Raw genomic sequence first — 15,527 nt, 5'->3', positions numbered from 1 at the left:
CCCTATTTTCTGCAAGGGATTTCTTAAAAACTTTTTTAACTTTTTTCAGAATGTCCTCACCCCCTTAGTGTATTCTTTCCTTTGGCTAATGTCAACAAATTTGATGCATTTTATAGAAGAAAGTTCGGAATTAAAATATTTTTAAAAAAATTGTTTAAAACTACTTGCAAACGTTTTCGCCTTGTGATATACTTAAGACGTTTTAGGAAAACGTTTGTCTAAAACGGTTTCTAATTATTATCTTTTTTTATTCTTTAGGAGGAATAAATCATGAAACGTACAATTTTACGTAGTGCTGCTGTACTTGGTACAGTTGGTTTTGCCGGCTTCTTACTTGCTGCTTGTAGCAATAGCTCATCAGGTTCTTCTGAGGCAAGTAAAGAAATCAACGTCTATGTAGACAAAGGCTACAAATCTTATGTTGAAGAAGCTGCAAAAGCTTTTGAAAAAGAAAATGGCGTAAAAGTTAACATCAAGACTGGTGATGCTCTTGGTGGATTGGATAACCTTTCTCTTGATAACCAATCTAAAAAAGCTCCAGACGTAATGATGGCTCCATACGACCGTGTAGGTGGTCTTGGTAGCGATGGTCAATTGGCTGAAGTGACATTAAACAAAGATAGCCATACAGATAAAACAACTGAAGCTCTTGTAACAAACGGTGGTAAAGTTTACGGTGCACCTGCTGTCATCGAAACATTGGTTCTCTACTATAACAAAGATCTTGTAAGCGAAGCTCCAAAAACATTTGGTGATCTTGAAAATCTTGCAAAAGATAGCAAGTACGACTTCGCTAGCGAACCTGGTAAAACAACTGCCTTCTTAGCTGACTGGACAAACTTCTACTACACTTACGGTTTACTTTCAGGTAACGGCGGTTATGTGTTTGGTAAAGACGGTACAGATCCTAAAGATATTGGATTGAACAACCAAGGTTCTATCGATGGTATCGAATATGCAAAAACTTGGTATGCTAAATGGCCAAAAGGTTTGCAAGATACAAAAGGTGCTGCTAACTTCATCCAAACACAATTCCAAGAAGGTAAAACAGCTGCTATCATCGATGGTCCTTGGAAAGCTGCTTCATTGAAAGAAGCTAAAGTAAACTACGGTGTCGCAACGATTCCAACTCTTCCAAACGGAAAACAATACTCTGCCTTTGGTGGTGGTAAAGCTTGGGTTATCCCTGCAGGTGCGAAAAACCTTGATGGCGCTCAAAAATTCATTGACTTCTTGACAAGTACTGATCAACAAAAAGCTTTGTTTGACAAGACCAATGAAGTTCCTGCCAACACCGAAGCTCGTAAATATGCGGTTAGCAAAAACGATGAATTGACAACTGCCGTTGTTGATCAATTCAAGAACGCTCAACCAATGCCAAATATCTCAGAAATGAGTGCTGTTTGGGATCCAGCTGCTACTATGCTTTTCGATGCTGTAAGTGGTAAAAAATCTGCAAAAGCATCTGCTGACGATGCAGTGAAATTGATTAAAGAAACCATCGAACAAAAATTCGGTAGCAAATAAGACAGTTTTTAGGTGTGAGTAAGAGGTTGGAGACAAGGTCCCAACCTCTTATGTTCAATTTTCAAGCACAACTTACTGTCTGACTTGTCTTCTTGCTCTCTGGCAAGGACATTATAGGAGATTTGAATGACTACAGAACAAAACCCTAAAAAGGCTATGTGGCTCTCTTTGATCCCGGGTCTTGGGCAAATTTATAACAAACAAAAAACCAAAGGCTATATTTTTCTTGCCGTAACTGTTCTCTTTCTCGCCTATTTCCTAGGAATCGGAGTTGGAGAATTAGCGAAATTGGTTACACTTGGAACCGTCCGTGGACAAGATAATTCTCTCTTTATCTTGATTCGTGGCGCCTTCCACTTGATCATTACCATTGTTTACTTCCTATTTTATGCCTTAAATATTAAGGATGCTGGAACCGTTGCAAAACGTATCAACAATGGCATTGCTGTTCCAAAAACTGGAAAAGAAATGGTTCAAGCCATCTATGAAAATGGCTTCCCATATTTATTGATCATTCCTTCATACATTGCTATGACATTTGCGATTATCTTCCCAGTTTTAGTAACTTTGATGATCGCCTTTACCAACTACGACTTCAAACATACCGCTCCAACAGCCTTGCTTGATTGGATCGGGTTCCAAAACTTCACTAATATGTGGACCTTGAGTACCTTCCGCTCAGCCTTCACATCGGTTCTTGGTTGGACCTTTATTTGGGCCCTCGCAGCTTCTACTCTTCAAATCGTACTCGGTATCTTGACCGCTATTGTTGCCAACCAACCATTCGTAAAAGGAAAACGGATCTTTGGGGTTATCTTCTTGCTTCCTTGGGCTGTTCCAGCCTTCATCACGATCCTAACTTTCTCAAATATGTTTAATGATAGTGTCGGGGCCATCAATGCGCAAGTTATCCCATTATTTGCAAAGATCTTCCCATTCTTAGATGGGGTCTTGATTCCTTGGAAGACTGATCCTACTTGGACAAAAATCGCTTTGATTATGATGCAAGGTTGGCTCGGTTTCCCTTACCTCTACGTCTTGACTTTAGGGATTCTTCAATCTATTCCAAACGATCTTTACGAAGCTGCTTATATTGATGGTGCCAACGGTTGGCAAAAATTCCGCAACATCACTTTCCCAATGATCCTTGCGGTTGCAGCACCAACCTTGATCAGTCAATACACCTTCAACTTTAACAACTTCTCCATCATTTACTTGTTTAACGATGGGGGACCTGGTTCTGTCGGAGGAAACGCTGGATCTACAGATATCTTGATCTCTTGGATCTATAAATTGACAACATCGAACTCAACGCCTCAATATTCAATGGCTGCTGCAGTTACCTTGATTGTCTCTGTGATTGTAATCTCAATTTCTATGATTGCCTTCAAGAAACTACATGCATTTGATATGGAGGATGTATAAAATGAAAAATTCAGTTCAATTTAAACGCCGCCTCAATCATTTCTTGACTTACCTGTACATGGTGGTTCTTTCAATCGTTATCATTTATCCATTGTTGATTACGGTTCTATCAGCCTTCAAATCAGGGAATGTCAGTGCCTTTACACTTGATTTTAGTGGCAATCTTAGTTTTGATAACTTCTCAAAACTTTTCTCTGAAACTCATTATGGCACTTGGTATATGAACACCTTGGTTATCGCCATTATCACCATGATTGTACAAACAAGTATCGTTACCTTCGCAGGTTACGCATACAGCCGTTACAATTTCTTGGCGCGTAAACAAAGTTTGGTCTTCTTCTTGATTATTCAAATGGTCCCAACCATGGCAGCCCTCACAGCCTTCTTCGTTATGGCTTTGATGCTGAATGCCTTGAACCAACCTTGGTTCTTGATCTTCCTTTATGTTGGTGGTGGTATTCCAATGAATGCCTGGTTGATGAAGGGATACTTCGATACTGTTCCAATTTCCCTCGATGAATCTGCGAAATTGGATGGAGCTGGACACTTCCGTCGCTTCTGGCAAATCGTCCTTCCTCTTGTTCGTCCAATGATTGCCGTTCAAGCACTTTGGGCTTTCATGGGGCCTTTCGGAGACTATATCTTGTCTAAATTCTTGCTTCGTGACGAAGTGAACTTTACGGTAGCCGTTGGTCTTCAAACCTTTATCAGTGACCAAAAAAATCAAAAAATCGCCTTCTTTGCAGCCGGTGCTATTTTGATCGCGGTTCCAATCTGTATCTTATTCTTCTTCCTACAAAAGAACTTTGTTTCAGGCTTGACAGCTGGTGGAGATAAAGGATAAAATAGAATCTTATTTCAAGCACATTTTATTTTTAAGTTAAGGGTAGTATGGTGGATGCTTTACTACCCTTCGTTAAGAATAAAATCAATCAAAGAGATTTCTCTTTGCATTTCTGATACTCTTATGTTTAGAAAGGTCATCTTATGCCCTATCCTTTTAATTATTTCGCAAGTATCTTCAATTTTCGCTCTTCTTTTGCAAACCGCAAAAAACTGAGCTGGTTCCAAATGATTTTTACTTCTTTCTTTCTAATCTCTATCACACTATTACCTGTGGCTCTGCAAAATGCTCAACTCAAAACCTATCCTTTGACAACCTTTGTCAGCGATGTGTTTGATCCTTTATCAACAGACGTTATGAAAGATATCCAAGAACACGTCGTGATCAAAGACCAAGAGCTCACCTATACAGGGACTAACCCTGTACACAAGACTTCAAAAGGACAGGTTATCTTAGGCCAAGAGGCAAAGGCTAGTGAAGGCAAGGAGTTAACACTCCATTTTGATCGCAAACAATTGATTATCTCAAAAGAAAATAAAGAACTCGCTACCGTCTCATACCAGGCTATCAATCAGGAGAGCCTCCGGGATAAAAAAAGCTTCACTCAAGCTATCTCTAGCGATTGGTTCCGTGAAAATCGACTCCCTGTCAGTCTCTTTCTCGTGATTTTCTCCGGCTTCTTATCGACAGTCAATTATTTGATTCTCATCGTAGGGGCATCTTTCTTCCTCTACTTGACACGAAAATCTCGACTCTTTTCACTACAAACTTTCAAGGAATGTTTCAATTGTATTCTGAATTGCTTGGGACTCCCTATTTTACTAAGTGTCCTCATCAGTTTACTATTCCATCAAGTATTTACTACGACGATCATGATCCAAAATGTCTTATTTGTACTCTATCTTGCTATGGTATTTTATAAGACCCACTTCCGTGATCCAGACTATCACCGCTAGGAGGTTTTCTCATGCGTGTTACCATCAAAGATGTGGCGAAACTCGCTGGCGTCGCGCCTTCAACTGTCACGCGCGTCATCCAAAACAAATCCACGATTAGTGATGAAACAAAAAAACGTGTCCGTGAGGCCATGGTCGAATTGGACTACCATCCCAATCTTAATGCTCGCAGCCTTGTCAGCCAATCTAGTCAAGTCATTGCTTTGGTCCTACCAATCGACAGTGACGTCTTCTACCAGAATCCTTTCTTCCCAACTGTTTTAAGAGGGATTACCCAGATCGCGTCAGACAATGATTATGCCATCCAAATCTGTACGGGGCAAAATGAAGAACGGCGGCTCGATAATCTCAAACAACTCATCTACGGAAATCGTGTAGATGGTTTGATTTTCCTTTATTCCAACCCGAATGATCCCCTCGTTGAATTTGCAATGAAGGACAAGTTTCCCTTCCTCATCCTTGGAAAGGCGGTCTCTCCTTTTGTTTCGCTAGTCGATAATGACAATATCAAGGCCGCATTTGATGCAACAGATTATTTTATTCAACAAAACTACCGAAAAATTGCTTTTATCGGGGGAAACAAAGAGCTGTTTGTGTCTCAAGACCGCTACGAAGGTTATAAAGAAGCCCTCCAAAAAGCAGGGATTCCTCTCGATGAAAAACTCGTTCATTTTTCATTTGGGTTTATGTTAGAAGATAATTCTTATCAAATGATGGAGAGTCTACCATTAACAGAACTAGATGCGATTATGACGACCGATATTCTCGTTGCTGAAGGGGTGCGCCAATACCTATTAGAACACCAGCTGACAATCCCGATTATTTCCTTTGATTCGATCAAGCCACGACTCGATATTGAAGCCTATATTGACATCAATGCGGTGGAACTCGGGCGTGAATCTGTCCGGACCATCCTTCAAATCATCAAAGATCACAAAGAAGGAAAAACCGTCTGCTACCGTCAATTGATTGACCATACCATTACGAAACTTTAGGAGTCTTTATGTCTACATTTACTGCTTATTTAGATGACCAAGACCTCATTCGTATCCAAAAGGGAGAGGAGCATATCCTTCCTTTTTATTTGAAAACGAACCAAGGTCATCTTGCCTTAATCCCTGTCAAAACGTCAAGTGCAGCGACTGACACAGGAGACTATTTCTTAAGCCCTATTCCACTTGAACTCGGAGAAGAGTACACCATCTACGATGCTACTGGAAATTCTTCTATACTCCACTATCGAAACATCGTTCGCAAACCCATTTTTGATCAAACCTTCACCTATAGTGGAGAGGATCTAGGAAGTTTCTACACACCACATCAGACGCAATTTAAATTCTGGGCACCCATTTCGCAAGATGTGACCCTTCATATCGAAGATCAGGTCTATCCAATGCATCGTACAGAAAATGGAGTCTGGGAACTTTTGCTTAAAGGGGACTGGGAAGGAGCTGCCTACCACTATGAGTTCCGTGTCAATGGCCTAGAACGTCGGATCCACGATCCCTATGCTCTATCCTCTTTAGCAAACTCTGGAGATAGCTTAGTCGTCGACCGCAAGAAGATCACACGTCCTATCACACGTGCTGCTCGTCAACTAGACCCGACAGAAGCAATCATCTACGAGATGAGCGTTCGGGACTTCTCTGTCCAAAAAGAGGCCGGCTTTAAACACCCTGGTAAGTTTAAAGGCTTGACAGAATCGCCTCAACTCAATGGTCAAATCCTTGGATTTGATTACCTTCAAAAACTTGGCATTACCCATGTACAGTTACTTCCTGTCTATGATTTCGGTAGTGTTGATGAAGAGAATCAATGGAAAGCCTACAACTGGGGTTATGATCCTGTCCAATACAATGTTCCAGAAGGTAGTTATGCCAGTGACCCCAACGATCCTTATGCACGGATTTGGGAGCTCCAAGATGCTATTGCAACCTATCACCAATCTAATCTCAGTGTTATCATGGATGTGGTCTATAATCACGTCTACCAGGCCGATGAGTATGCATTTGAACAAATCGTACCCGGTTATTTCTACCGCTATAATGCAGAAGGAGGGCGGACCAATGGAACCTTCTGTGGGAATGATGTCGCAAGTGAACGCTCCATGGTGAGACACTATATCAAGCAATCCCTCAAGCAATGGGTTTCCCTCTACGGTTTTGATGGTTTTCGCTTTGACTTGATGGGAATCTTAGACATTCAAACCATGACAGAGATTGCAGAGGAGCTCCGTGAAATCTATCCTAACGTCTATCTCTATGGGGAAGGGTGGAAGATGGATACAGGCCTCTCTGAAGACCAGCTCGCTCACCAGTACAACTCAAAACGATTACCAGATTTTGGCTTTTTCAGTGATAATTTCCGGGATACGGTCAAGAGAACACTCTTAGCCGGTCACCGTTGTGATAGTCAACATCCAGCCAATGATTTTTCTAATATCCTAACAGCAAATGTCGGGAAAGCAGGACCTGCTCATTTCATCCAACCTCAACAAGCCATTCAGTACGTCGAATGCCACGATAATGCAACTGTTTTTGATTATTTCCAACTTGAAAAAGAAGAGATTCGTCTAGAGGAGCGAAAAGCTCTCTCACGCCTCGCTCTTCATTTGGTATTATTATCCCAAGGTGTACCTTTTATCCATGCTGGTCAAGAACGTTACCGCACAAAAGGGCTCGAAGAAAACACCTATAACTTGCCAGATAGTCTCAACCAATTGGACTGGACATCCCTTTCAAAATGCCAAGAAGAACTTGCTTTTCTTAAAGAATTGATTGCTTACCGGAAATCGCAACCTCTCCTTCGTTTGAAAAAAGGACAAGAGATTCGAGATTACTGTGACGTCAAATGGTTGTCTGATTATCATTTTATCTACACGATTGAAAAAAATCGTGAAAAAATAACGATTCTCGTTAATATCGGTGATCAGGACATGACCTATCAACATCCGAGCGATAGTCAACTGCTATTTGCCTATCCTCATGCAAATCTCCAAACACCTATTCCTAAAGGAAAGGAACTTTCTATTTCCGCCCATAGTTGGCTCCTTCTCCGAGAAGCTGAATAAACAAAATAAGGTCACCACAATGTGGGACCTTATTTTTATTCTTCTGTTTCCACAAAGCGTCCAATGATATGAACGTTATCTGAAATGGTGATAAAAGCCTGAGGATCAGCTTTTTTCATAATATATTTGAATTCATTAAACTCTGCACGCGTAATAACTGTCAGCAGAACTGCTTTTTCCTGATGGTTATAGGTTCCTTCTGCATTGTGGATAATGGTCGCTCCACGATGCAATTTTTTATGAATCTTCTCAATAATGGCATCTGGCTGGCTCGTTACGATCATTGCCTGCATCCGTTTTTGCTTGGTAAAGACAGCATCCGTTACTCGACTCGATACAAAGATGGTAATCATAGAGTAAAGGGCATACTTCCAACCAAAAGTCAGACCAGCAATCAACATAATGGTCCCATTGACCAAAAAGGAGATACTGCCGACATTCTTTCCTGTCCGTTTTCGAATCGTCAAACTGACAATATCCGTTCCCCCACTGGAAATATTATTCCGAAGAGCAAAACCAATCCCTGTTCCCATGACAACCCCACCAAATAGGGCATTCATGATCGGATCGTTGGTCAACGTAATCACTGGCACGAACTGAATAAAGAGGGAACTCATCGAAACCGTAATAAAGGTAAAGATGGTAAATTTATGGCCAATTTGATACCAAGCCACAATCATCAAAGGGATATTGATGGCATAAAAGGTTAAGGAAACGGGAATCGTAAAGCCAATAAAGCGTTGGCTCAGAACAGATAAAATCTGAGCTAGACCTGTTGCACCACTGGAGTAGACATGGCCCGGTTGAAAGAAGAAGTTGACAGCAATTGCTGATAGAAATCCATACAGCAAGGAAGCTGACACTTTTTCATCGTATTTCTCACGGGAGATGCTCTTCAGCACGCGCAATAATTTAATGTTATAAGCTAGTCGCCACACATGATAGCGAAATAGCTTATGAAAGCGAGTTTTTTTCATTTTCAATCCATCGATTAGAAGAAAAGGAGAATCTTAAAGCAACTAATTCCTAGACTTTCCTTTTTCTCTCTTGTCCTATTCTTGCTCTGCCACTTCTACTTGAAGGTTTAACTCATCCAATTGTTTCTCAGAAACGACAGAAGGAGCTTGTGTCATTGGATCTGTCGCCTTGTTATTCTTAGGAAAGGCAATGACTTCCCGAATATTGTCTTCACCTGCAAGAAGCATTACGAAGCGGTCCAAGCCAATCGCCAATCCTCCATGTGGTGGGAAACCGTAATCCATTGCTTCCAACAAGAACCCAAATTGTTCATTAGCAGCTTCTTTTGTAAATCCAAGCGCCTTGAACATCCGTTCTTGTATATCTTTATGATTAATCCGCAGGCTTCCTCCACCCAATTCATAGCCATTTAAGACGATATCATAGGCAATCGCCCGAACTTTTGAAAGATCGCCTTCCAATTCATGCTCTGTTTCAGCTTGTGGAAGTGTAAATGGATGGTGAGCAGACATATAACGGCCTTCTTCTTCAGACCATTCAAACATTGGCCAATCCACTACCCAAAGGAAGTTGAATTGATTGTTGTCAATCAAGTCAAGCTCTTTCGCAAGACGAACACGCAAAGCACCAAGTGTTGCATTGGCTACTTCAAGAGTATCTGCTACAAAGAGGACTAGATCTTTGTCTTCTAATTGTAAAGCAACTGTCAAGTCACTTGTCAATTCTGTCAAGAACTTCGCAACAGGACCGTTCAAGGCACCTTCAGCATATTTTACCCAAGCAAGACCTTTCGCACCGTATTGCTTCGCAACTTCTGTCAATTTATCGATGTCTTTACGAGAGTAATGATCCGCTGCACCTTTGACAACGATCGCCTTAACTGCTGGAGCTTCTGAAAAGACTTTGAAGTCTACACCCTTGACAAGCTCTGTCAAGTCTTGAAGCAACATTTCAAAACGTGTATCTGGTTTATCTGAACCATACAAGGCCATGGCATCATCATAATTCATCCGTGGGAATGGGAGTGTTACCTCAATTCCCTTGGTTTCTTTCATGACACGTGCAATCAAGCCTTCTGTGATATCTTGGATTTCTTGATCACTCAAGAAAGAGGTTTCCAAGTCGACCTGTGTAAATTCAGGTTGACGGTCTCCCCGTAAATCCTCATCCCGGAAACACTTCACGATTTGATAATAGCGGTCAAATCCAGCATTCATCAACAATTGTTTTGTAATCTGAGGACTTTGTGGAAGGGCATAGAAATGGCCTTTGTTGACACGGGAAGGAACCAAGTAGTCACGTGCTCCTTCTGGAGTTGACTTAGAAAGGAACGGTGTTTCCACATCAATAAACTCTAATTCATCTAAATAATTGCGGATTGAATGAGTTACTTTTGCACGGAGTTTGAGGTTTTCCAACATCTCAGGACGACGAAGGTCTAAGTAGCGGTAACGAAGACGAGTATCATCATTGGCTTCAATTCCGTCCTTGATTTCAAATGGCGTTGTTTTGGCAGTATTAAGAACCGTAATAGCCTCTACCTTAAGTTCTACTGCTCCAGTTGGCAAGTTCGGATTCGCTTGTTCACGAGCTTCCACAAGACCTGTCACTTCTACAACATATTCACTGCGGATGCTTTCAGCTGTGGCCATCACTTCTGCACTAACTGTTTCTGGATTGATCACCAATTGCATGATTCCTTCGCGGTCGCGTAAATCAATAAAGATCAAACCACCCAAGTCACGACGACGGCTAACCCATCCTTTCAAGGTAATATGAGTTCCAATGTGTTCTTCACGAACACGTCCAGCATACATTGAACGTTTCATTTCTAATTAATCTCCAAACTAATATTCTTCCTTCTATTTTACCATAAAGACCAGCAGAAAGTGGCCTTTAGCTCAACTTTTTCAGTTACCAACTTCTTTAGTTATCGTGGCCAACTTCTTCCTTCTTTTTGGGATCATCGTAGAGAGTGGGGGCTATCACCTTCATTAAAGTCGCTGTCCCAAATCTCAAGACAGCTGCTGCTAGTCCAAAAATAGGGGATAAGTAACGGAAAAAGAAATCTCCCCTAAGTGCGTAGGTCATGCCACCCACAATAAAAAAGATCACAATCCCCTGAACAATTGCGTAAAACCAAATTTTTTTCACACTACTTCTCCTTTTCACATGCTAGCTGACTTATCCACCGTTTTTCATCACTTATCCACAAAAATGTGGATAACTTTTACCTATTTTCCCCTTAAAAGAGGAAGGTTCATCAGCATCAGGACCTGTTTTCATCCATTTACAAGTAAGTTTCCCACAGCCTGTGGATAACTATCTTGCTTACTTGTGACTTTCCGTCCCTTTCCTCACAAATCAAGGAGCCAGGATTCGATCCTGCCCCCTTTGATCAAGCATTATTTAAATTCGTCTGGTGCTCCTTTATATTGGGCCCAATCTTTACTGAAGAAGCGATCATTTAGATGGTAAGTTGGTGCTTTTTCAGCCTTTGTGACAAAGGGATTTACCGCTTTATCAAAGGCTAGCCAACCATTCCATCCCATATGAATCGTGTCTTCCATAAAGTAGGGCTGATCACCATCTTTAGAAAAGTCTGCAATATTAGTGAAACCTTGACTTTCTAATTGGTAACGAATCTTTTGAACAGCCTGTTCATACTTTTCTTGGCTCAAGCCTGTGTATTTCATCCATTTGGCATTGACTGGAGGAATCACAAAGATGACATTGGTCCGAGATTTAGCAAACTGGTCTAGAACCAACTGCAAGTCATTGTACTCTGGAGATTGAACATAGGATTCGTTCTTTTGGAAACCTTTTAGTTTCTTCAACTTCATTTTTAAACGAGTATTGTAAAAATGATTGCTGATTCCAAGGTCGTTGTTATTGGTTTTGACTTTTGCTTCAGCCGTTGCAATTTCCTCCAATTTCTCATATGAGAATTGATCTGGCAAATCTTGTAGACGTTTTTTGACCTTCTTATCGTAATTCCCGTTTGTACGAGTAGCGAGATTGCTAAATAAGGCATCTTCGCGCTGAACAAGATGGGAAACAAGCTGGTTCAAAGACTGATCAAATCTTGAAATTTTCTTTCCTTGAGAAATGTTCGTCACAACACTTTGAAAGGCGACATTTGGATACTGTTGCAACAGGCGTTTCGCGGCATACTGGGATGCAGCATCCTGTTGGTGATTGGCAATAAAGCTATTCAACTGATCGCTATTAAAGAATTGTTGAAAGGCAGAGGAATCATAGCCCTTCTTGGTAAACCATTGCGGAGAAACCACATAAACAGCTGTATTGTCCTTAAGTTCTGGCAAAATCTGTTGCATTCCAAAATACTGGTTCAAAGAAGCCGCACCACGTTCTCCTAAAAAGTAGGGTCTGTAATTACGGTCATATTTTTCAGCCAAAACTGCTGGATGCACCACATCAAAACGCAACCATTCACTTGAGCCGAAATAAGGAACAAATCGATGCTGTGGATCAGAAAGTGCTTCTTGCTTCTTTGTACGACTCTTGAAGCCTTCTGCATTCAGACTAACCGCAGCTTTTTTCTCTTCGGTATAGTTGTGCTTATGATTGATTGGATAAAAGAATAATAAAGCTGCTACCATGAGGAGCGCGCAAAATACGGGCCCTAAAATCAGCCATAAACGCTTAAGCATTCTGAAGCTCCGTTACACCTTCTACGATCTTGTTAGCAGTATTCCAATCATCGCGTCCAAATTCAGATACAGGAACACGGATGCCAAAGCGACTTTCCAATTCCACAATCAATTCGACTGTTCCCATACTATCAAGAACACCCGCATCAAAGAGATCCTCATCCATCATGTCTGAGACATCTTCCATAAACAATTCGTCAATAATTTCAATTACTTGTGATTTTACATCCATTTTTTATTCTCCTTTTATTTCACTTTTGGGAACCATTGCTGATCCAAGAATCCTGAGAAGATCAGGAAGGACAGCATCACTGTATTAAAGGTGATAAAGATCCCCAAAGCCTTGGTCCAACGATTGTCCGGTATCGGATCCAATCCTTTTGCTTTTCTTTCTTTATTGATGGTCTTTTTCTTGCGAATCCAAGCATCATTGATAACCATTCCAAGCCCATGGAAGAGCCCATAAGCGATGTAGTACCAAGTCACCCCGTGCCAGAAGCCCATGACCAACATATTGATAATGTAGGCAACATTTGAGGTGGTAATTCGGCTCTTGAATACTTTATTGCGCATCAATACCATCACGAGACGCATAAAGACAAAATCACGGAACCAGAAAGATAAACTCATATGCCAACGATTCCAGAATTCCTTTAAGTCACGTGATTTAAAGGGACGGTCAAAGTTGATGGGACTTTTAATCCCCATCAGATTGGAAGCTGCTAAAGCAAACATCGAATAGCCCGCGAAGTCAAAGAAGAGGTCAAAGCCATAAACATACATGACTCCCAGCGTTCCGATATTGAAGAATCCACCTTGAGACAAGGCATAGGTCTGCACATGACCTAACAATAAGTGGCCAAAAATATGAGCCAGGATAAATTTATAAAGGAAGCCATACATGATATACTTAACAGCTTGCTCCAACATATCCAATAATTCTTCACGCTCAGGAATGGTTTTATAATCCTCATTAAAACGCTTGAAACGATCAATCGGCCCACTTGAGAAGGTCGGCATAAAGAGCATAAAGCGTAAGAATTCCCAGAGTGTGAATTCTTTCAAGACACCATCTCGCATTTCGATGATCATTCCGACAGCCCGGAAGGTTAAATACGAAATCCCTAAAAATCCAAACAAGGATTGGTGCCCATTCTTGATCGCTGGCTCTACCTTAACAAAGATCAAGGGCAAGACAGACAAGAAGGAATGAAGATAGAAAATCCACTTATTGTCCGCTTTCTGACGATAGATTTTGTAGGAATACACAATCAAGATTTGCCAGACTACGTAAAAGAGCAGGGCATAAATTTGCTTGAGATTCGAACCTGTCAGCATCAAAATGATAAAGATCAGACTCACCAGTCCTTCATAGACCGGAAATCTCTTTTTGAAAAAGAGGCCCACAAAGATCGGCAAAAAAGCTAGAATGAGGTAGACAAAATAGATCGGTGTTCCATAGTGTTCTAAATGAGGGAGCTGTTTCAAAAACTCGATCATCGGTTATTAACCTCGCTAATCAACCCTTTGATGTCGATTTTCCCGTTTGGTGTTAATGGCAGGCTATCACGATAGAGGAATTTTGAAGGCATCATATAAGACATCATGATGTTTTCTAAATCTTCCTTGATGGCTTTTGTGATATCAATTTCGCGCTCAAATTGTTCTTTGACGCCCTCTTTTAAGATGACATAGGCCAAGAGATTTTGGACCTTGTGATCCTTATTATAACGCGGTACTGCGACTGCTGAGTCAATATACTTCGATTTGTTCAAGTTTTGAGAGACATCCTCTAGCTCGATACGATAACCGTTAAACTTGATTTGGAAGTCCATCCGACCACCATAGAGAAGAAGGCCTTCATCCGTCATGGTTCCGACATCTCCCGTATGGTAGGCTGGAAGACCTTCAAATTCGAAGAAAGCTTCTGCTGTTTTCTCTGGATTATTCATATAACCTTTTGAAACGGCTGGGCCAGATACGATGATCTCCCCTTGCTCACCATTTGGCAATTTGTCTCCTGCCTCATCAATGATGAAGGTTGGAGAATCTTCTTTGGTGTAACCAATTGGCAGACGTTTCAAAGTAGCTAACATCTCATCTGTTACGGCTACAGCTGAAAGAGCTACAGTTGCTTCAGTTGGGCCATAAGCATTGATGATGCGTGCATTTGGAAAACGCTCGCGCAGTTTCTGAGCGGTTTTCACGGTCAACTCTTCCCCATCAAAGTAGAAATGGGTGATCCCTGGCATCTTTTCAGCATTGAAATCCTCAGACAACATGGCCATATCTGCAAAAGATGGTGTTGAAGTCCAGATAGCAATCGGAAGAGAAAAGATCGTCGCAAAGAGTTGTTTGAAGTCTTGAGTAATGGCTGATGGAAGGGCAAAAAGCGTTCCCCCAAGAGCTAAGGTCGGTGCCCAATACATGACAGACAAATCAAAGGAATAGGGCGGTTGTGCCAACATTTGCGGACGCTCTGGCGTTGCAAATTCCTTGTCCGTAATCATCCAGTTGGTAAAGCTGAGCAAGTTATCGTGCGAAATTTGCACCCCTTTTGGTTTCCCAGTTGTCCCTGAGGTAAAGATGATATAGTAGTTATCATCCCCTCTGACCGGATGTTGCAAGTCATAGGCATGCTGAGCCGCATAAGCTTCACGCACTTGCTCCAAGGACATGATTGGAGCAGCTGGGTTTTCCAATGGAAATTCATTGATAGCAATAATCAAGCTTGGCTCTGCTACTTCAACAATGGCAGACACGCGCTCCAAGGCAGAGTGGCTATCAATTGGGATATAAGCATGGCCAGATTTGGTCAAAGCCACAAAGGTTGCTAACATTTCATATTCTTGTCCACCAAAGACAACAACAGGTGACTTTTCAGGAAGTCCCATTTGATCAATGTGGGCAGCCAAGCTATCTGAATCAGCCTTCAATTGGCCATAGGTATGCTCCTCACCAAGGACATTGTAGACCGGATAGTCTGGTTGTAGTTGCGCATAACGTTCAATTGTCTCGATCATATCGTGAATAGGTTGGTTTGACACGGGTAG

Annotated in this window: 13 protein-coding genes; 6 read left to right on the top strand and 7 right to left on the bottom strand. The window is 41.4% G+C overall.

The window, feature by feature from the left end; genetic code table 11:
• The first annotated feature begins 270 nt into the window (after positions 1-270).
• The 6 genes from QM351_RS06560 to pulA all read left to right on the top strand — a co-directional run bounded on the left by QM351_RS06560 (position 271) and on the right by pulA (position 7,822).
• Positions 271-1,527 (top strand): extracellular solute-binding protein, encoded by a 1,257-nt coding sequence (locus QM351_RS06560; RefSeq protein ID WP_371608868.1) that lies wholly within the window; start codon positions 271-273, stop codon positions 1,525-1,527.
• A gap of 126 nt (positions 1,528-1,653) precedes the next feature.
• Complete coding sequence (locus tag QM351_RS06555; protein WP_003009143.1) at positions 1,654-2,952, top strand: carbohydrate ABC transporter permease; 1,299 nt, start codon at positions 1,654-1,656, stop codon at positions 2,950-2,952.
• Between the two features lies 1 nt (position 2,953).
• On the top strand, positions 2,954-3,796 hold the full coding sequence (locus tag QM351_RS06550; RefSeq protein WP_254728674.1) for a sugar ABC transporter permease: 843 nt from the start codon (positions 2,954-2,956) through the stop codon (positions 3,794-3,796).
• A gap of 143 nt (positions 3,797-3,939) precedes the next feature.
• Positions 3,940-4,752, top strand: coding sequence for a DUF1189 family protein (locus QM351_RS06545; RefSeq protein ID WP_342986788.1), 813 nt, complete (start codon positions 3,940-3,942; stop codon positions 4,750-4,752).
• A gap of 11 nt (positions 4,753-4,763) precedes the next feature.
• Positions 4,764-5,747 (top strand): LacI family DNA-binding transcriptional regulator, encoded by a 984-nt coding sequence (locus tag QM351_RS06540; RefSeq protein WP_414327051.1) that lies wholly within the window; start codon positions 4,764-4,766, stop codon positions 5,745-5,747.
• An 8-nt stretch (positions 5,748-5,755) separates the two neighbouring features.
• Entirely contained in the window at positions 5,756-7,822 is a 2,067-nt protein-coding gene (gene pulA / locus QM351_RS06535; protein ID WP_414327050.1) for a type I pullulanase, read from the top strand.
• Positions 7,823-7,857: 35 nt separating this feature from the next.
• On the opposite strand, the gene QM351_RS06530 is transcribed toward pulA, so the two are convergent.
• The 7 genes from QM351_RS06530 to dltA all read right to left on the bottom strand — a co-directional run bounded on the left by QM351_RS06530 (position 7,858) and on the right by dltA (position 15,521).
• The gene (locus QM351_RS06530; RefSeq protein ID WP_155125183.1) at positions 7,858-8,799 is read right to left on the bottom strand and encodes a YitT family protein; all 942 of its coding nucleotides are present in this window, start codon (positions 8,797-8,799) and stop codon (positions 7,858-7,860) included.
• A gap of 75 nt (positions 8,800-8,874) precedes the next feature.
• Positions 8,875-10,629 carry an aspartate--tRNA ligase gene (gene aspS, locus QM351_RS06525; RefSeq protein ID WP_414327049.1) on the bottom strand — a complete coding sequence of 585 codons (1,755 nt, stop codon included), beginning with the start codon at positions 10,627-10,629 and terminating at the stop codon, positions 8,875-8,877.
• A 97-nt stretch (positions 10,630-10,726) separates the two neighbouring features.
• Positions 10,727-10,954 (bottom strand): hypothetical protein, encoded by a 228-nt coding sequence (locus QM351_RS06520; RefSeq protein WP_045760041.1) that lies wholly within the window; start codon positions 10,952-10,954, stop codon positions 10,727-10,729.
• A gap of 251 nt (positions 10,955-11,205) precedes the next feature.
• Positions 11,206-12,474 carry a D-alanyl-lipoteichoic acid biosynthesis protein DltD gene (gene dltD / locus QM351_RS06515; RefSeq protein WP_414327048.1) on the bottom strand — a complete coding sequence of 423 codons (1,269 nt, stop codon included), beginning with the start codon at positions 12,472-12,474 and terminating at the stop codon, positions 11,206-11,208.
• The gene (dltC, locus tag QM351_RS06510) at positions 12,467-12,706 is read right to left on the bottom strand and encodes a D-alanine--poly(phosphoribitol) ligase subunit DltC (protein WP_024055455.1); all 240 of its coding nucleotides are present in this window, start codon (positions 12,704-12,706) and stop codon (positions 12,467-12,469) included. Before dltC ends, dltD begins: the two co-directional genes overlap by 8 nt.
• A gap of 14 nt (positions 12,707-12,720) precedes the next feature.
• Complete coding sequence (gene dltB / locus QM351_RS06505; protein ID WP_414327047.1) at positions 12,721-13,974, bottom strand: D-alanyl-lipoteichoic acid biosynthesis protein DltB; 1,254 nt, start codon at positions 13,972-13,974, stop codon at positions 12,721-12,723.
• Positions 13,971-15,521, bottom strand: coding sequence for a D-alanine--poly(phosphoribitol) ligase subunit DltA (gene dltA, locus QM351_RS06500; RefSeq protein WP_414327046.1), 1,551 nt, complete (start codon positions 15,519-15,521; stop codon positions 13,971-13,973). The genes dltB and dltA overlap by 4 nt, the downstream gene beginning before the upstream one ends.
• Positions 15,522-15,527 lie beyond the last annotated feature (6 nt).

Origin of the sequence: Streptococcus parasanguinis (genome assembly GCF_047465465.1) — a bacterium.
In the GTDB taxonomy this organism is placed as follows: domain Bacteria; phylum Bacillota; class Bacilli; order Lactobacillales; family Streptococcaceae; genus Streptococcus; species Streptococcus parasanguinis_AI.
Note: the sequence above shows the minus strand (reverse complement) of the source record. Positions and strands in the feature narration are given on the sequence as shown.